Consider the following 17,703-nt stretch of genomic DNA (forward strand, 5'->3'; position numbering starts at 1 on the left):
GGCTGCGATCTTTTGATCTTGATCTTGAAAAAACAAGATCAAAAGATCGCAGCCTGCGGCAGCTCCTACACAAAGCATCTCCCGTGAAACGCCTATAACAAGAAACCGGAGAACAACCATGTCGTTAAGCGTGTTCGACCTGTTCAAGATTGGCATTGGCCCCTCCAGCTCCCACACCGTCGGCCCGATGCGCGCTGCCGCACGTTTCGCCGAAGGTTTGCGCCGTGAAGGGCTGCTCGCCGCGACCGCTTGCGTCAAAGTCGAGCTGTACGGCTCACTCGGCGCCACCGGTAAAGGCCACGGCAGCGACAAGGCTGTGTTGCTCGGCCTGGAAGGCGAACACCCGGACACCGTGGATACCGAAACCGTCGCCGCTCGCCTGCACGAAATTCGCGGCAATGGCCGCTTGAACCTCCTCGGCGAACACAGCATTGCGTTCAATGAGAAAGAACACCTGGCGATGATTCGCAAGCCGTTGGCCTATCACCCCAATGGCATGATCTTTCGCGCCTTCGACGCCGCGGGCTTGCAAATCCGCAGCCGCGAGTACTATTCGGTCGGCGGTGGTTTTGTCGTCGATGAAGACGCCGCCGGCGCCGACCGCATCGTCGAAGACGCTACCCCCCTGACTTTCCCATTCAAAAGCGCCAAGGACCTGCTCGGTCACTGCACCACCTACGGCTTGTCCATCAGCCAGGTCATGCTGACCAACGAAAGTGCCTGGCGCCCGGAAGCGGAAACCCGCGCCGGCCTGCTGAAGATCTGGCAAGTGATGCAGGACTGCGTCGCCGCCGGTTGCCGCAACGAAGGCATCCTGCCCGGTGGCCTGAAGGTCAAGCGCCGGGCAGCCGCGCTGCACCGGCAATTGTGCAAGAACCCCGAATCGTCGCTGCGCGATCCGCTGTCGGTACTGGACTGGGTCAACTTGTACGCCCTGGCGGTCAACGAAGAAAACGCCAACGGCGGACGCGTGGTAACTGCCCCGACCAACGGCGCGGCCGGGATCATCCCGGCAGTACTGCATTACTACATGCGCTTCATCCCCGGCGCGAACGATGACGGGGTGGTGCGCTTTCTGCTGACCGCCGCGGCCATTGGCATTCTGTACAAGGAAAATGCTTCGATCTCGGGCGCCGAAGTCGGCTGCCAGGGCGAAGTCGGCGTGGCCTGTTCAATGGCGGCGGGCGCCCTTTGCGAGGTGCTTGGCGGCACCGTGCAGCAAGTGGAAAACGCCGCGGAAATCGGCATGGAACATAACCTCGGGCTGACCTGCGACCCGATTGGCGGGCTGGTGCAAGTGCCTTGCATCGAGCGCAACGCCATGGGCTCGGTCAAGGCCATCAATGCCGTGCGCATGGCCATGCGCGGCGACGGGCAGCACTTCGTGTCCCTCGACAAGGTCATCCGCACCATGCGCCAAACCGGCGCCGACATGAAAAGCAAATACAAGGAAACCGCCCGTGGCGGTTTGGCGGTCAACATTATCGAGTGCTGATGCGCGCTCATCTCACACTTCTCCAGGAGCTGAATATGTCCACCGAACAACTGTTGAAAACGCCGTTGCACGCCCTGCACGTCGAATTGGGCGCGCGCATGGTGCCGTTCGCCGGCTATGACATGCCAGTGCAGTACCCGCTGGGCGTGATGAAGGAACACCAGCACACCCGCGAGCAGGCCGGCTTGTTCGATGTCTCGCACATGGGCCAGATTCGCCTGACCGGCGCCAATGCCGCCAAGGCACTGGAGACCCTGGTGCCAGTGGACATCGTCGACTTGCCGGTGGGCATGCAGCGCTACGCGATGTTCACCAACGAGACCGGTGGCATCCTTGACGACCTGATGGTCGCCAACCTGGGTAACGACGAACTGTTTTTGGTGGTCAACGCCGCCTGCAAGGACCAGGACCTGGCCCACCTGCGCAAGCACATCGGTGACCAGTGCACTATCGAGCCCCTGTTCGAAGAACGTGCCCTGCTCGCTCTGCAAGGTCCTGCCGCGGTGACTGTACTGGCACGTCTGGCGCCAGAAGTGGCAAAGATGACCTTCATGCAGTTCGCCCCCGTGAAACTGCTGGGTGTGGACTGCTTTGTCAGCCGCTCGGGTTACACCGGTGAAGACGGTTTCGAAATCTCGGTACCGGCCGCCAACGCCGAAGCCCTCGCCCGGGCCTTGCTGGCCGAGCCTGAAGTCGCGGCCATTGGCCTCGGCGCACGTGACTCCCTGCGCCTGGAAGCCGGCCTGTGCCTGTACGGCCATGACATGAATACCGACACCAGCCCGATCGAAGCCAGCCTGTTATGGGCCATCTCCAAACCGCGTCGTGCCGATGGCGCGCGCGCCGGTGGCTTCCCTGGCGCAGAAAGTGTGTTCGCACAACAACAAACCGGTGTTACCCGTAAGCGCGTTGGCCTGCTGCCGCAGGAACGCACACCTGTGCGCGAAGGTGCTGAAATCGTCAACGAAGCAGGCGAGATCATCGGCAGCGTCTGCAGCGGCGGCTTCGGACCAACCCTGGGCGCCCCTTTGGCCATGGGTTATCTGGACAGCGGCTACACCGCCATCGATACGCCAGTATGGGCAATCGTTCGTGGGAAAAAGGTGCCTTTGCTTGTAAGCAAAATGCCATTTGTTCCACAACGCTACTATCGCGGTTGATTGACTGTTCCTATAAGTAACGCGGTTGCGCTAACACTGCACTAATGTGTAACGCAACCGCCATAAAATAGTGCATCGTTTGGCTCTAAGCTTCGATTATGAACTTTGCTTATAACGATCGAAAACATTTGAACACCGTCAACGCATAAGCCCGCGCTAGTTGTCAGTGGTGTCAGCAACCTGAGCAAATCCGGGGCCTCCAAAGGGGCTTGTTTTTTCTCCCGTAGTTGGCGTAGAGTTTGTTCACTGTGTTTGCATGGGTCGCTTGGAATCGTGACCTGGGCAGTAGCCTACAAGTTAGCTACATCCCGTTCGACGTCTTCTTACTCTCCTGCAACCAGCCCCAGTACTCTTTCATGAGAAAGAGACTGTCATTAATTTTTTGCGTCAAAGGAAATAAGAAATGTCCCAACGTCAGAGCGGTACCGTCAAGTGGTTTAACGACGAGAAAGGTTTTGGTTTTATCACTCCTGAAAGCGGTCCGGATCTGTTCGTGCATTTCCGCGCCATCCAGGGCAACGGTTTCAAGAGCCTGAAAGAAGGCCAGAAAGTGACTTTCATCGCCGTGCAAGGCCAGAAAGGCATGCAGGCTGACGAAGTACAAGCAGAAGCCTAATCTTCTGTAACGAAAAAGCCCCAGATGCTGACATCAGGGGCTTTTTTGTGCGCGTAAATCCGTAAAATGGCTTCTTTTGCGCCCAGAGGCTGCCATGTCGAAACACCTGCTCAAACCCCAGGGCGACTTTCCCGCCGTCGGCCTGGGTCGTCGCCTGGCAGCAATGTTCTATGATTTCCTGCTGTGCACCGCCCTGCTGATCGTCACCAGCGGCGTCTACAAGATGGTCCAGATGGCGATCATCGGCGAAGAGAAAATGCGCACCCTGACCGAAGCTGGCGCGCTGGACGGTGACCCGCTGCTCTCGACGGTCTTGCTGTTCGTACTGTTTGGCTTCTTCGCCAAGTTCTGGACCTATTCAGGCCAGACCCTGGGGATGCAGGTGTGGTGCGTACGGGTACAGAATGCCGATGGCTCATCCATCAGCCTGTGGCAGGCGCTGTTGCGCTTTGTGGTGGCGATCGCGTCGCTGCTGTGCGTAGGCCTGGGTTTCTTCTGGTCGCTGTTCGACAAGCAGAAGCGCAGCTGGCATGACATGTATTCCAACACCCAGTTGGTGCGAGTCCCGAAGAAGACCAAATAATCTCGGTCACCACAAAACAATGTGGGAGCGGGCTTGCTCGCGAAGAGGTCGTGTCAGACAACATCAATGTCGACTGATACATCCTCTTCGCGAGCAAGCCCGCTCCCACAGTTTTTGCGACCTGCCTGATAGACCTCAGGCGTTGCCGGCCAGCTTCATCCGCGCCGCCTGGGTAAAGTCCAGCATGCGCTTGAGCGGCCGAATCGCCTGCGGAATCAACGCCGGATCAACAAAGATCTCGTTCGCTCCCTCCTTCAAGCTCTTGAGCGTGCGCTCAAGGGTATTCATCGCCATCCAGGGGCAATGCGCGCAACTGCGGCATGCCGCGCCGTTACCGGCCGTTGGCGCTTCGATAAAGACCTTGTCCGGGCATAGCTGCTGCATCTTGTAGAAGATACCGCGATCGGTAGCGACGATCAGGGTCTTGTTCGGCAGGCTCTGTGCCGCCGCGATCAACTGGCTGGTGGACCCGACGGCATCCGCCAGCTCGATCACCGAGGTCGGTGACTCCGGGTGTACCAGGATCGCTGCATCCGGATACAGCGCCTTCATGTCTTCGAGCTGCTTGGACTTGAACTCTTCGTGAACGATGCAGGCACCGTCCCATAGCAGCATGTCGGCACCGGTCTGTCGCTGGATGTAAGTACCCAGGTGCTTGTCCGGCCCCCAGATGATGGTTTCACCGTTATCCATCAGGCTTTCGACGATTTCCAGCGCGCAACTTGAAGTCACCACCCAGTCCGCGCGGGCTTTGACCGCCGCCGAAGTATTGGCGTAGACCACCACCGTACGCTCCGGGTGCTGGTCACAGAACGCGGAAAACTCATCGACGGGGCACCCAAGGTCCAGCGAGCACGTCGCTTCCAGGGTCGGCATCAGGATGCGTTTTTCAGGGTTGAGGATCTTGGCTGTCTCGCCCATGAACTTCACACCGGCGACCACCACCGTCTTGGCCGGGTGGGCGTTGCCGAAGCGGGCCATCTCCAGCGAGTCGGAGACACAGCCTCCGGTCTCTTCGGCCAGGGCCTGAATCACCGGATCGCAATAGAAGTGCGCCACCAGTACCGCGTCCTGAGCCTTGAGCTCGGCAGCGATGGCGGCACGATAATAAGCTTCCTCATCGGCGGTCAGCGGCTTGGGCTGCTTGGCGTCGAGGTGGGCTTGAACCAGAAGGCGTTCGGAAATCTGCGTCATGTTCGCAAGACCTGCAGGCGCATTCGCGCGAAAGTCGAGTATACACCCGGCTCCGGCCCCAACAGGGTACCGCCGGGAAAGTGAGTTGATCAGGCACGGACAGCGCTGAAGCTGCGCAAGGCTACAGAATATCGGCAGGATGCAAAAGATGATTCTGACCTGCGCCCTGCAGTGCAGCCAAGGAACAGGTGGGCGTTAAATCGCAGGCAAAAAAAAACCCGGAAATCCTCACTTGCGTGGGCCTTCCGGATTTTCTAAACCGCCAAAAATGGTGGGTCGTGTGGGATTCGAACCTACGACCAATTGGTTAAAAGCCAACTGCTCTACCAACTGAGCTAACGACCCGCTGTGTGGTGGCGCGTATAATACTGATTTTTAAGGACTATTCAACACCTATTTTAAAATAATTCAAAAATAAGGTGTCGGGTCGCTGATTCCGGCCGCCGCAAAGCCTTCTGCGCGCAGTCGGCAGCTGTCGCACTTGCCGCAGGCACGGCCCTCATCGTCGGCCTGATAGCAGGAAACGGTCAGGCCGTAGTTCACGCCAAGCTTTACACCGGCCTGGACGATCTGTGCCTTGCTGAGGTTTTGCAACGGCGCCTGAATCCGGAAGCCATTGCCTTCCACGCCGGCCTTGGTCGCCAGATTGGCCATGCGCTCGAATGATTCGATGAACTCGGGACGGCAATCCGGGTAACCGGAGTAATCCACCGCGTTGACGCCGATGAAGATATCCCGTGCACCGAGCACTTCCGCCCAGCCCAACGCCAAGGACAGGAATACCGTGTTACGCGCCGGCACGTAGGTCACCGGAATGCCCTCGCCCAACTCTTCTGGAATATCGATGCTGGTGTCGGTTAGCGCCGAGCCGCCCATGCCGTTCAGGTTAAGGCCGATGACCTTGTGCTCGATCACACCCAGGTCGCGGGCAACGCGTTCGGCAGCGTACAACTCGGCGTGAGAGCGCTGGCCGTAGTCGAAGCTCATGGTGTAGCAGCTATAGCCTTCGGCACGCGCCATGGCCACGACGGTTGCCGAATCAAGGCCGCCGGACAACAGGATGACTGCGCGTTTTTCTGCAGTGTTGAGTGGTTCAGTCATTTCAGCGCCCCGGCTCGTCGTTCCAAAGATATTTATGCAGCTGCAACTGCAAACGCACTGGCAGGTTATCGGCCACCACCCAGTCCGCCAGGTCTCGCGCATTGAGATCGTGGTGGCTTGGCGAGAACAGGACTTCGCCGGCGCGCTGGTCCAGACCGTACTGGATCAACTTGGACACGGACCAGTCATAGTCTTCACGCGAGCAGATGACAAACTTCACCTGATCGTTGGGCGTCAGCAGCTCGATGTTTTCGTAGCGATTGCGGTGCGCCTCCTTCGAACCCGGGGTTTTCAGGTCGACAACGCGACTGACCCGGGAATCTACCGCCGAGATATCAATCGAGCCACTGGTTTCCAGTGACACTTCGTAACCGGCATCGCACAAGCGCTTGAGCAATGGAATGGCATTGGGCTGGGCCAGGGGCTCGCCACCTGTGACACAGACGTAACGCGGCCGAAAGCCGGCTACCTGCTCGAGGATATCGTCGAGGGTGCGAATAGTCCCACCGGTGAATGCGTAGGCGCTGTCGCAGTACTGGCAACGCAGAGGGCAACCGGTCAGGCGCACAAAAACAGTGGGCAGGCCAGCAGTCCGCGTTTCCCCCTGCAACGAGTAGAAAACTTCGGTAATTCTCAATGTGTCTTGCATAGTCGCCACGGGCGTAACAGCTAAACAGGCTGTCCGCCTCCGTCAGGCACTTCAAGGAACCCCGGCAATGCGCAGGCCCCAAGAAGCGTGTTTCAGAAAATGGGCGTGAATTCTAACGAAAAAACCCGCGACAAGCGCGGGTTTCTTCGAAACGGGTCAAGCAGCCCTTACATTTTTTGCAAGTCACGCTGGGCCAGCTGAGCGGCGGAAGTGCCCGGATACTGCGACACAACCTGTTGCAAAATGCCTTTTACCTTGTCGGGATGACCCAGGCGGCGTTCTACGTCAGCGAGCTTGTACAGCGAGTCAGGCACTTTGGCGTGCTTGGGGTACAGCTGCGAAACCTTGGCAAATGCCTGACCCGCACCTTGCAGATCGCCTTTGGCCAGGTTCACTTCGCCCAACCAGTACTGGGCATTGCCTGCGTACTGGCTGTTCGGGTACTTGCGCAGGAAAGCGGCAAAAGCCTGGCTGGCCTTGTCGAAGTCCTTGGCCTTGATCAGGTCGAAGGCAGCGTCGTAATAGAGCTTTTCCTTCGCCGGATCTGCCGGCTCGCTACCCGAGGCGGGTGCTTGAGCGGCAGCCGCTCCTGCACCTGCAGCTGCGCCAGCTGCTGCACCAGGGGCATTCAAATCGCCACCGGTGGAAGAATTTTCAGGAGTCGCGGCAGGTGCAACGCCGGTTCCTATGCGCCGATCAAGATCCTGGTATCGCTCCAGGCTTTCCTGCTTCATGCGCGCTACATCATTTTGCAGAACCTCGATCGCACCTTGCTGGCGCTCGATCTGTTGCTGCATTGATTGCAGTTGGTTGAACAGCTCGCCCTGTGCCGAGACAGGGGCCGAAACCCCTCCCCCGGCATAGGCGCCGTTCGTACCGTAACCTGCAGGCGGATAACTGGTCCCGCTATTGTTATAGCCGGAATCGTTTTCGACCACAGGAACCGCAGCCCACGCCGCAAGCGGCGCGAGACTGAGAGCCAGGACAGTTACAGCACGACGGCACGTTCGCATGACGAATTACTTACGCAGTTCGACGCGACGGTTTTGAGCCCAGGACTGCTCGTCGTTGCCGGTAGCAACTGGACGCTCTTCGCCGTAGGAAACCAGTTCCAGCTGAGCTGGGGAAACACCTTGCAGTACCAGGTAGCGCTGAACGGCTTTCGCACGACGCTCGCCCAGTGCCATGTTGTACTCACGAGTACCACGTTCGTCGGTGTTGCCTTCCAGAACAACGCGAGCGCCGTTTGCTTTCAGGTCTTTGGCGTGAACGTCCAGAGCGCGCATGGCTTCTGGCTTCAGGTCCGAACTGTCGTATTCGAAGTAGAAAGTGGTGATAGCGCGCAGTGCAGCTTCTTCGCTCAGGGAGCCGTCAACTGCACCAGTGTTTGCGCCGTAACCAGCGTTTGGATCTACCGCGCCTTCACCGGCATTGTCGCCGCCTTTGGACGAGCAACCTACAGCTACAGCCATGGCCAGTGCCAGCGCAGCAAATTTACCAAACTTCAGCATTTCCATCGTGAAACTCCTAATGAACCCCAGTGTGTTAAGTACAACGTATAGCGCCGCGTCAGTTCAGGTAAGGGGACCAGGAAGGTTCTCTGACTTCGCCTTGAGCGGTAGGAAGCGGGAGCCTCACGCGTCCATTGATAGACACGAGCATCAAGACTCCCCGGCCCTGCTGGCGGGTGGCGTAGATTACCATGGTGCCGTTGGGCGCAACAGTGGGCGACTCGTCCAGAGTGCTATCAGTGAGGATTTTTACGCTACCGCGTTGCAAATCCTGGGCCGCCACCTTGAAATTGGTGAAACCTTCCTGACGATGGATCATCACCAGGGTCTTTTCATCGGCCGACAGTTTAGGGTTGGCGTTGTAGTTACCGACGAAAGTCACGCGCTCGGCACCACCGCCGCCCACGCTGGTCTTGTAGATCTGCGGCTTGCCGCCACGGTCGGAGGTGAAGTAGATGGTCGAACCATCCTTGCCCCAGAACGGTTCGGTGTTGATGCCCTGGCCGTTGGTGACGCGACTGATCTGGCGCGAGCCCAGGTTCATCACGTAGATGTCCGGATTACCGTCCTTGGACAACACGAATGCCAGGCGATTGCCATCCGGCGACCAGGCTGGCGCACCGTTCAGGCCTTCGAAGTTGGTGATCTGCTCACGGCGACCGGTGTCGATGTTCTGCATGAAAATGCGCGGACGCTTCTGCTCGAAGGAGACGTAGGCGATACGCTTGCCATCGGGAGCGAAACGCGGCGACAGGATCGGCTCGCGCGATTGCAGCAGGGTCACGGCACGGGCACCGTCATAGTCCGAACGCTGCAGCGTGTAACGGGTGTTCTTTTCGGAGAAGCGCTCGGCCGTCACGTACAGCAGGCGAGTCGAGAACGCACCCTTGATACCGGTGAGCTTTTCGAACGACTGGTCGGCGATGTAGTGCGACATGTCGCGCAACTGATCGACGCTGCCCGACACGCTGCCGGTTAGCACTTGTTGCTCGGTGGCGACGTTGAACAAGGCGTATTGAACCTGCAGGCGACCGCCTGCTGGCGCAATGCTGCCGACCATGACGTACTGGGCGCCCAGCGCCTTGAAGTCACGGAAGATGATTTCGCTCGCCTGGCTTGGCTGGCTGATCATGTTCTGTTTTGGAATCGGCGAGTAGTAACCCGAGTTGCGCAGGTCGTTACCGATGATTTCCGCCATGTCGTCCGGCAGCACGCTGCCGCCCTGGTTGCCGAACGGCACGACTGCAATCGGAGTAGCCCGATCGCTGCCGCTGGTGACCAGAATGTTTTTCTCATCTGCCATCGCGATCCCTGCCATGCAGCAGATCACGACGAGCATTCCTCGAAGGAGGTTTCTCACGGGGCTAGATCCTCAGGTGTGAATGTCATCTTGAATGAACGATACGGAGCAAAATCGCTCGGCTTCATTCCCTGCATTTCTGTCAAACGTCCAATATTCTTCACTGCCGCTACGGCTGAAGCGTCAAACGGACCGTCGCCACTGGACTTGAGCACCTTGACCGAAGTCACCGTACCGTCCGGCAACATGCCGATTTGCAGCTGAACCGTCATGCCTTTGCGGGCCGAAGGTGGACGAGCCCAGCCTTCCGCTGCACGCAATCGAATCAGATCATCGAAGCTGCCGGCGACTTCGTCGCCCTGCTCATCCGCCAAGGCCTGCTGACGCTGAGGCGTGTCGGAAAGCAAATCTGCCAAGGCCTGGGCCTTCTTGTCTTCAGCGGATTTACGCGCCGCATCCTGCGATTTCTTCTTCGCAGCATCGGCAGCAGCTTTCTTCTTCGCTTCTTCGGCGACTTTCTTCTTCGCCTCTTCAGCTTCAGCTTTCTTCTTGGCGTCTTCAGCGGCTTTCTTCTTCGCGTCTTCGACGACCTTTTTCTTCGCTTCTTCAGCGGCCGCTTTCTTGGCCTCTTCTTCAGCAGCCTTCTTGGCTTCTTCTTCCGCTTTCTTCTTGGCTATATCAGCCAATTGTTTCTCTTCTGCCTTCTTGGCTTCGGCGGTCTTCTTCGCTTCATCGGCTTTCTTGGCTTCGTCGGCCTTCTTGGCCTCGTCAGCCTTCTTCGCCTCTTCAGCTTTCTTCGACTCGTCGGCCTTCTTGGCTTCCTCGGCCTTTTGAGCCGCTTCTTCTTTCTTTTGTTCCGCAGCCTTCACCGCTTCCTGTTCGACCTTCTTCTGCTCCAACTGCTCGACTTCGGTCTGGCGCGCGGCAGATTTCTTCGCCTCACCCGCAATCTTCTGATTGGTCTGGGTGGTTGCCTGACTTTTCGATTTCAGCTGGTACAGGGTCGCCTGGACAATCGGCTTGGCCGGCGGCAACTCCGGAGTGAAGGCAAAACTGACAAACAGCATGCCGAACACCAGCACGTGCAAGCCAATCGCCCAGACACTAGGCCAGAAGTAGCTTTCCGAGGCGGACGGCTCTCGCTGTTGCTGCATCAGGGCGCCTCGGTAATCAAGCCAACATTACCGACGCCGGCTTTCTGCAACCCGCCCATCGCGCCCATGACAGACCCGTAGTCGACGCTCTTGTCGCCACGAATGAAGACCTGGGTACGCTTGCCGCCTTCGTTGCCCACGCGAATGATCTTGGTCACCGCGTCAGTCATCTGCGGCAGGGTCATGGCGCGGTCTTGTTGCTTCTCTGTATCGACTTCGCTGCCAAGGTTCCAGTAGTAGGTCTTGTCAGCCTTGATCGAAATGGTCAGGACCTGGGTGTTGTTGTCCTGCGGCAAGGCTTCGCTGGAAACCTTCGGCAGATCAACTTTCACGCCCTGATTGAGCATTGGCGCGGTCACCATGAAGATGACCAGCAGCACCAACATCACGTCGATGTAGGGCACCACGTTCATCTCGGCGACCGGCTTGCGCTTTTTGCGAGCTCGAGCGATTAAAGCCATTGGGAATTACCTGCTTATTCTTCGCTGGTGTGCACTTTGCGGTGCAGGATCGCCTGGAATTCGTCGGCGAAGGTGTAGTAACGGCCCAGCAAGGTTTCGCTGCGGGCAGCAAAACGGTTGTAAGCGATAACGGCTGGAATGGCGGCGAACAGACCGATCGCAGTGGCGATCAGGGCTTCGGCGATACCCGGTGCCACGGTGGCCAGGGTGGCTTGCTGGGCAGTCGCCAGGCCACGGAAGGAGTTCATGATGCCCCAGACGGTACCGAACAGACCGATATACGGGCTCACGGAACCGACAGTGGCGAGGAACGGCAGGCTCTGCTCGAGCTTCTCTTCTTCGCGGGAAATGGCAACGCGCATGGCACGGGCCACGCCTTCCATGACCGCTTCCGGGTCAACGCCTGGCTGTTGGCGCAGACGGGAGAATTCCTTGAAGCCGGCACGGAAGATCTGCTCGACGCCGGAATCCGGGTCCGGGTTGCTACCCGCCTGGCGGTAGAGTTTGGACAGGTCGATACCCGACCAGAAGCGCTCTTCGAAGCTCTCCAGGGCGCGTCGACCGGCGCGCAGCAGGTTGCTGCGCTGAAAGATCATGATCCATGAGGTCACCGATGCGGCTACCAGGGTCAGCATTACCAGTTGCACCACGATACTGGCATTGCTGACCAGGCTCCACATGGAGGAATGGTCGACGACGTTAGCTTCCACGCTTTATCTCCTGCTTTGAGTGTGTACCCGCGCCGCTCACGGCGGCAAAGGCCGCTCGTAGAGCTTCGGGAATGGCCCGGGGTTTTAAACTTTCAGTGCGCACACAGGCCACCAGAAACTGCCCTTCACAGAGCAATACATCATCGGTGGCCCGCCTGACCTGCTGTTTGAAGCGCAGGCTGGCACGGTTCAATTCGACTACTTCAGCGCTTACCAGCAGCTCGTCGTCCAGTCGCGCCGGCGCGTGGTAGCGCGCTTCGCTGGAATGCACGACGAACAACAGGTCCTCCCCGGCAAGCGTAGATTGGGCAAAGCCCAGCTCTCGCAGTCGCTCGGTTCGAGCCCGTTCCATAAACTTGAGGTAATTGACGTAATACACGATGCCGCCCGCATCGGTGTCCTCGTAATAAACGCGACAACGATGTGCGAAAGGCTCAAGCCCGTTTTGCGCGCGCATACTCTAGTGCTTACTCCTCGGGTTGCCAATCCGGCCAGGCAACTGTTTTTCAATGTTCTGCGGCTTTCGCGCAAAAGTACGGTCCTGGGACCACACAATGCCCGAAAAAATCAGCTCGCAATGTTAATTAATCGTCCACGGCATCAGGAAACTCGTCTACCACGGGCATCTCGCCCAATCGTGACGGAATGTTTAAGCCGAAGTGCAGGTACGCATGTCGCGTCACTACCCTGCCCCGCGGGGTACGCATGATGTAGCCCTGCTGGATCAGGTAGGGCTCCAGCACGTCTTCAATGGTGTGGCGCTCTTCGCTGATGGCCGCGGCCAGGCTGTCCACCCCGACCGGCCCGCCATCGAACTTCTCGATCATGGTCAGCAACAGGCGCCGGTCCTGGTGATCGAAGCCACGCTCGTCGACATCCAGCAGGTTCAGGGCCAGGTCGGCGATTGGCTTGGTGATATGGCCCTTGGCACGAACTTCTGCGAAGTCCCGCACCCGGCGCAGCAAGCGGTTGGCGATCCGCGGGGTACCGCGGGCACGCCGAGCGATTTCAAAGGCGCCTTCCGGATCCAGTGGCAAGCCAAGGATGCTCGCCGAACGGCTGACAATCGTCGACAGGTCGGCGTTGCTATAGAACTCCAGGCGCTGGACGATGCCGAAACGGTCACGCAGCGGGTTGGTCAGCATCCCCGCCCGCGTGGTCGCACCGACCAGCGTGAACGGCGGCAAATCAAGCTTGATCGACCGCGCGGCAGGGCCTTCACCAATCATGATATCGAGCTGGAAATCCTCCATCGCCGGGTACAGCACTTCCTCGACAATCGGCGACAAACGATGGATTTCATCGATGAACAGCACATCGTGTGGCTCAAGGTTGGTCAGCAGCGCCGCCAGGTCGCCCGGACGCTCGAGGACCGGCCCCGACGTGCTCTTGATCGACACGCCCATTTCCTGGGCGATGATATTGGCCAGGGTAGTCTTGCCCAGGCCCGGCGGACCGAAGATCAAGGTGTGGTCAAGGGACTCGCTACGCCCTCGGGCGGCCTGGATGAACAGTTCCATTTGCTCGCGAACGGTCGGCTGGCCGATGTATTCGGCCAGGCTGACGGGACGAATCGCGCGGTCCTGGACTTCCTCGCGATCACGGGGGGCACCCGTGGCGGCGATCAGACGATCAGCTTCAATCACTTAGATCATTCCCTTCAGGGCGCGACGAATCAGGTCTTCGCTGCTCAAGCCTTTCTCCTTGATGGCGGAAATCGCCTTGCTGGCTTCCTGCGGCTTGTAACCCAGGGAGATCAGCGCGCTGACCGCGTCGTTTTCGGCGGTATTGACCGGCACAGGTGCATCCGGCTGGTTAGGTACCAGGGCAAACATGGCCGGTACGGTTTCCCAGGCCTTGAAGCGATCCTTGAGCTCCACCAGCAGGCGCTCGGCGGTTTTCTTGCCCACGCCCGGCACCTTGGTCAGCGCCGAGGTATCCTGGGACTGCACGCAACGCACCAGCTCGTCGACTTCCAGGCTCGACATCAAGGCCAGGGCCAGTTTTGGCCCTACACCATTGAGACGGATCAGTTCGCGGAAAAAGTCTCGCTCACGCTTGCCGACGAAGCCATAGAGTAACTGCGCGTCTTCGCGCACGACCAGATGGGTGTGCAGCGTGAGCGGCTCACCGACCGACGGCAGGCGATAAAGCGTGGTCATGGGCACTTCCAGCTCATACCCCAGGCCGTTTACATCCAGAATCAGGTGCGGCGGCTGTTTTTCAGCCAGTGTGCCGCGCAAGCGTCCAATCACGTTACAGATCCTTGAGCGTTGACCAGCCCTGCGACAGCGGCTGACAGAACAAGGGTTTTGCGCCGACAACCCAGGCGCATGCCCCTTATTCCAGAAAAATGATTGCTGATGCTATCAGAGACGCAAGCGCCCGCCACGACTGCGTGCCGCGCCCAGGCCATGGGGCAACAGGCTGGAGCGGGTGTGCGCATGGCAAATGGCAATGGCCAATGCGTCGGAGGCGTCGATTTGCGGTTTACTGGTCAGCTTCAGCATGTGCATGACCATCATCTGCACCTGCTCTTTGTTGGCTGCGCCGGTACCGACCACAGCCTGCTTGACCTGGGTGGCCGTGTATTCGGCAATTTCCAGGTTTTCTTCCGCGCCGGCCACGATGGCCGCGCCACGGGCCTGCCCCAGCTTCAGGGCGGAATCGGCGTTACGGGCCATGAATACCTTTTCGATGCCCATGGTCACCGGACAGTAGGTCTGAATGATTTCCCGTACACCGCGATAAACGATCTGCAGGCGCTCGTGCAACTCGCCGGCGCCGGTGCGGATGCAACCGGAAGCCACGTACTCACAGCCACGGCCGGTATCGCGCACCACACCATAACCGGTAATGCGCGAACCGGGGTCGATACCAAGAATTAAAGTCATAACGCCTGCAGCTTAGGAAAGAACACTTTTTTCAATACAACGAATAACAAATGTGGGAGCGGGCTTGCCCGCGAATACGGCTTCACATTCAGCAACTATGTTGCCTGAAAATCCGCTTTCGCGAGCAAGCCCGCTCCCACATTGAATCCTGGTCGCCGTTAACCGAGCTGTGCGGCGACCGACTCCGGGATGTCCGCATTGGAGTAGACGTTCTGCACGTCATCCAGGTCCTCAAGCATATCGATCAGCTTGAGAATTTTTTCCGCGCCTTCCAGATCCAGTTCGGCACTGGTGGTTGGCAACATGACGATTTCTGCGTCATCACCTTTGAATCCCGCCGCTTCCAGCGCATTACGCACCGCATAGAATCCGGTGAACGAGGTGAACACATCGATAGAGCCGTCTTCGTTGCTGACCACGTCATCGGCATCGGCTTCCAGCGCAGCTTCGGTCAAGGCCTCTTCATCGACGCCTGGCGCAAAGCTGATTTGCCCCTTGCGCTCGAAAAGATAGGCCACGGAACCGTCAGTGCCGAGGTTGCCGCCGCACTTGCTGAACGCATGGCGAACAGCCGCCGCGGTCCGGTTGCGGTTGTCCGTCATGCACTCGACCATCACCGCCACGCCGCCGGGACCGTAACCTTCGTAGGTCAGTTCCTCGACGTTGTCGGCTTCGGTCGCGCCAGCGCCACGAGCAATGGCGCGATCAATGATGTCGCGGCTCATGTTCGCACCCAGGGCCTTGTCCAGCGCCAGGCGCAGGCGCGGGTTGGAGCCTGGATCGCCACCACCCTGGCGGGCCGCGACGGTCAGCTCACGAATCCACTTGGTGAAGATCTTGCCTCTCTTGGCATCCTGACGTTCTTTGCGGTGCTTGATGTTCGCCCACTTGGAATGACCTGCCATAACTCGCTCCGAATTCTCTTTGACACATTGCCCGCCCCGCTGCATCGCTTCGGCCGGCAAACAAAAATCTTGGATTGCTCTACATATGCACAAAGGGCGCATCCGCAGATGCGCCCTTCAGGTGAACCTTACTCTGCCTTGGGCGTTTCGCGCAGACGAATGTGCAGTTCGCGCAATGCCTTGGCATCAACCTGACCCGGCGCCTGAGTCATGACGTCCGCCGCGCTCTGGGTTTTCGGGAAGGCGATCACTTCACGGATCGACTGGGCACCGGTCATCAACATCACCAGGCGGTCCAGGCCGAAGGCCAGGCCACCGTGCGGCGGCGCGCCGTATTTCAGGGCGTCGAGCAGGAAGCCGAACTTCTCTTCCTGTTCCGCTTCGTTGATACCCAGCAGACGGAACACCGACTGCTGCATCTCTTTGCGGTGAATACGGATCGAACCGCCACCGAGCTCGGTACCGTTCAATACCATGTCGTAGGCACGGGACAGTGCGCCAGCCGGGTTGGCTTCCAGCTCTGCCGGGGTGCACTTCGGCGCGGTGAACGGGTGGTGCAACGCGGTGAAGCTGCCGTCGTCGTTCTCTTCGAACATCGGGAAGTCGACAACCCACATTGGCGCCCACTTGCAAGTCAGCAGTTCCAGGTCGTGGCCGAGCTTGATGCGCAGGGCACCCAGGGCCTCGCTGACGATCTTGGCTTTATCGGCACCGAAGAACACGATATCGCCATCGACCGCACCAACGCGATCGAGGATCACGTTGAGGTTGGCTTCAGGAATGTTCTTCACGATTGGCGATTGCAGGCCTTCGACGCCTTTGGCGCGCTCGTTGACCTTGATGTACGCCAGGCCCTTGGCACCGTAGATGCCGACAAACTTGGTGTAATCGTCGATCTGCTTGCGCGGCATGCTCGCCCCGCCTGGCACGCGCAGAGCGGCGATGCGGCATTTAGGGTCGTTGGCCGGGCCGCTGAACACCTTGAAATCGACTTCCTTGAGCTGGTCGGCAACGTCCACCAGTTCCAGCGGGTTACGCAGGTCTGGCTTGTCGGAACCGTAGCGGCGCATGGCTTCTTCGAAAGTCATGTGCGGGAACTCGCCGAATTCCAGACCCAGCACTTCCTTGAACAGGTTGCGGATCATCTGCTCGGTCAGGCCCATGATCTCTTTTTCATCGAGGAAACTGGTCTCGATGTCGATCTGGGTGAATTCCGGCTGACGGTCGGCACGCAGGTCTTCGTCACGGAAGCACTTGGCGATCTGGTAGTAGCGGTCGAAGCCAGCCACCATCAGCAGCTGCTTGAACAGCTGTGGCGATTGCGGCAGGGCAAAGAACGAACCGGCGTGGGTACGGCTTGGCACCAGGTAATCACGCGCGCCTTCAGGAGTGGCGCGGGTCAGGATCGGCGTTTCGACGTCGAGGAAACCGTTCTCGTCCAGGAAGCGACGGATGCTGGTGGTCATGCGCGAACGCAAGCGCAGCTTCTCGGCCATTTCCGGACGACGCAGATCCAGGAAGCGATAGCGCAGGCGGGTTTCTTCGCCGACGTCGGAAAACTCGTTCAGCGGAAACGGCGGGGTTTCCGACTCGTTCAGCACTTCCAGCTCATAGCCCAGGACTTCGATCATGCCCGACGCCATGTTGGCGTTGGTGGCACCGGCCGGACGCAGGCGAACCTTGCCGGTGATCTTCACGACGTACTCGCTGCGCACGCGATCGGCGGCGGCGAAGGTTTCAGCGCGGTCCGGATCGAACACCACCTGGGCCAGACCATCACGATCACGGATATCGAGGAAAATCACCCCACCGTGGTCACGGCGACGATGGACCCATCCGCAAAGGGTAATTTCCTGGCCGTCCAGGCTTTCGTTCAGTTGGCCGCAATAATGGCTGCGCATCATGGTAGTGGTTTCACTTCTCGTAATTCGACATTCGTTTGGAACTCCTGCGCCGATCCGCTGGCGGAT

At 59.0% G+C, this 17,703-nt stretch carries 19 protein-coding genes and 1 tRNA gene; 4 read left to right on the forward strand and 16 right to left on the reverse strand.

Annotated elements, in window-relative coordinates:
* Positions 1 to 118 precede the first annotated feature (118 nt).
* The 4 genes from QLG10_RS19310 to QLG10_RS19325 all read left to right on the forward strand — a co-directional run bounded on the left by QLG10_RS19310 (position 119) and on the right by QLG10_RS19325 (position 3,854).
* The gene (locus QLG10_RS19310) at positions 119 to 1,495 is read left to right on the forward strand and encodes an L-serine ammonia-lyase (RefSeq protein ID WP_110752910.1); all 1,377 of its coding nucleotides are present in this window, start codon (positions 119 to 121) and stop codon (positions 1,493 to 1,495) included.
* Positions 1,496 to 1,530: 35 nt separating this feature from the next.
* Complete coding sequence (gcvT, locus tag QLG10_RS19315; protein WP_110752908.1) at positions 1,531 to 2,655, forward strand: glycine cleavage system aminomethyltransferase GcvT; 1,125 nt, start codon at positions 1,531 to 1,533, stop codon at positions 2,653 to 2,655.
* 403 nt (positions 2,656 to 3,058) lie between these two features.
* Positions 3,059 to 3,271, forward strand: coding sequence for a cold-shock protein (locus QLG10_RS19320; RefSeq protein ID WP_007977299.1), 213 nt, complete (start codon positions 3,059 to 3,061; stop codon positions 3,269 to 3,271).
* Between the two features lie 94 nt (positions 3,272 to 3,365).
* Positions 3,366 to 3,854, forward strand: a complete 489-nt coding sequence (locus tag QLG10_RS19325; RefSeq protein WP_188265288.1) for an RDD family protein — start codon at positions 3,366 to 3,368, stop codon at positions 3,852 to 3,854.
* Between the two features lie 135 nt (positions 3,855 to 3,989).
* Here the strand turns inward: QLG10_RS19325 and nadA are convergent, their stop codons facing one another.
* The 16 genes from nadA to aspS form a co-directional block, all read right to left on the reverse strand.
* Entirely contained in the window at positions 3,990 to 5,048 is a 1,059-nt protein-coding gene (gene nadA / locus QLG10_RS19330) for a quinolinate synthase NadA (RefSeq protein WP_188265289.1), read from the reverse strand.
* A 269-nt stretch (positions 5,049 to 5,317) separates the two neighbouring features.
* Positions 5,318 to 5,393: transfer RNA gene (locus QLG10_RS19335), tRNA-Lys, on the reverse strand.
* A 63-nt stretch (positions 5,394 to 5,456) separates the two neighbouring features.
* A complete protein-coding gene (gene queC / locus QLG10_RS19340; RefSeq protein WP_110752903.1) occupies positions 5,457 to 6,149 on the reverse strand; it encodes a 7-cyano-7-deazaguanine synthase QueC in 693 nt (230 codons plus the stop codon).
* Between the two features lies 1 nt (position 6,150).
* Positions 6,151 to 6,798, reverse strand: a complete 648-nt coding sequence (gene queE, locus QLG10_RS19345) for a 7-carboxy-7-deazaguanine synthase QueE (protein WP_007995628.1) — start codon at positions 6,796 to 6,798, stop codon at positions 6,151 to 6,153.
* 167 nt (positions 6,799 to 6,965) lie between these two features.
* Entirely contained in the window at positions 6,966 to 7,811 is an 846-nt protein-coding gene (gene ybgF / locus QLG10_RS19350) for a tol-pal system protein YbgF (RefSeq protein ID WP_110752901.1), read from the reverse strand.
* Positions 7,812 to 7,817: 6 nt separating this feature from the next.
* A complete protein-coding gene (gene pal, locus QLG10_RS19355; RefSeq protein WP_003178634.1) occupies positions 7,818 to 8,315 on the reverse strand; it encodes a peptidoglycan-associated lipoprotein Pal in 498 nt (165 codons plus the stop codon).
* A 52-nt stretch (positions 8,316 to 8,367) separates the two neighbouring features.
* Positions 8,368 to 9,648: a Tol-Pal system beta propeller repeat protein TolB gene (gene tolB / locus QLG10_RS19360; protein ID WP_173667181.1), complete on the reverse strand. Its 1,281-nt coding sequence runs from the start codon at positions 9,646 to 9,648 to the stop codon at positions 8,368 to 8,370.
* 17 nt (positions 9,649 to 9,665) lie between these two features.
* Positions 9,666 to 10,763: a cell envelope integrity protein TolA gene (tolA, locus tag QLG10_RS19365; RefSeq protein ID WP_188265291.1), complete on the reverse strand. Its 1,098-nt coding sequence runs from the start codon at positions 10,761 to 10,763 to the stop codon at positions 9,666 to 9,668.
* Positions 10,763 to 11,215, reverse strand: coding sequence for a protein TolR (tolR, locus tag QLG10_RS19370; protein ID WP_162276380.1), 453 nt, complete (start codon positions 11,213 to 11,215; stop codon positions 10,763 to 10,765). Before tolR ends, tolA begins: the two co-directional genes overlap by 1 nt.
* Before the next feature lie 23 nt (positions 11,216 to 11,238).
* Entirely contained in the window at positions 11,239 to 11,934 is a 696-nt protein-coding gene (gene tolQ / locus QLG10_RS19375) for a protein TolQ (RefSeq protein WP_007995636.1), read from the reverse strand.
* Positions 11,924 to 12,391 carry a tol-pal system-associated acyl-CoA thioesterase gene (ybgC, locus tag QLG10_RS19380; RefSeq protein ID WP_110752897.1) on the reverse strand — a complete coding sequence of 156 codons (468 nt, stop codon included), beginning with the start codon at positions 12,389 to 12,391 and terminating at the stop codon, positions 11,924 to 11,926. The genes tolQ and ybgC overlap by 11 nt, the downstream gene beginning before the upstream one ends.
* Before the next feature lie 127 nt (positions 12,392 to 12,518).
* Positions 12,519 to 13,580 carry a Holliday junction branch migration DNA helicase RuvB gene (gene ruvB / locus QLG10_RS19385; protein WP_110752895.1) on the reverse strand — a complete coding sequence of 354 codons (1,062 nt, stop codon included), beginning with the start codon at positions 13,578 to 13,580 and terminating at the stop codon, positions 12,519 to 12,521.
* Positions 13,581 to 14,189 (reverse strand): Holliday junction branch migration protein RuvA, encoded by a 609-nt coding sequence (gene ruvA, locus QLG10_RS19390; RefSeq protein WP_110752893.1) that lies wholly within the window; start codon positions 14,187 to 14,189, stop codon positions 13,581 to 13,583.
* A gap of 114 nt (positions 14,190 to 14,303) precedes the next feature.
* Entirely contained in the window at positions 14,304 to 14,828 is a 525-nt protein-coding gene (ruvC, locus tag QLG10_RS19395; RefSeq protein WP_110752891.1) for a crossover junction endodeoxyribonuclease RuvC, read from the reverse strand.
* Between the two features lie 158 nt (positions 14,829 to 14,986).
* Positions 14,987 to 15,733 carry a YebC/PmpR family DNA-binding transcriptional regulator gene (locus QLG10_RS19400; RefSeq protein WP_110752889.1) on the reverse strand — a complete coding sequence of 249 codons (747 nt, stop codon included), beginning with the start codon at positions 15,731 to 15,733 and terminating at the stop codon, positions 14,987 to 14,989.
* Positions 15,734 to 15,861: 128 nt separating this feature from the next.
* The gene (gene aspS / locus QLG10_RS19405; protein WP_020798462.1) at positions 15,862 to 17,637 is read right to left on the reverse strand and encodes an aspartate--tRNA ligase; all 1,776 of its coding nucleotides are present in this window, start codon (positions 17,635 to 17,637) and stop codon (positions 15,862 to 15,864) included.
* Positions 17,638 to 17,703 lie beyond the last annotated feature (66 nt).

This window comes from Pseudomonas sp. V98_8 (assembly GCF_029967975.1).
Classification (GTDB): Bacteria; Pseudomonadota; Gammaproteobacteria; order Pseudomonadales; family Pseudomonadaceae; genus Aquipseudomonas; species Aquipseudomonas umsongensis.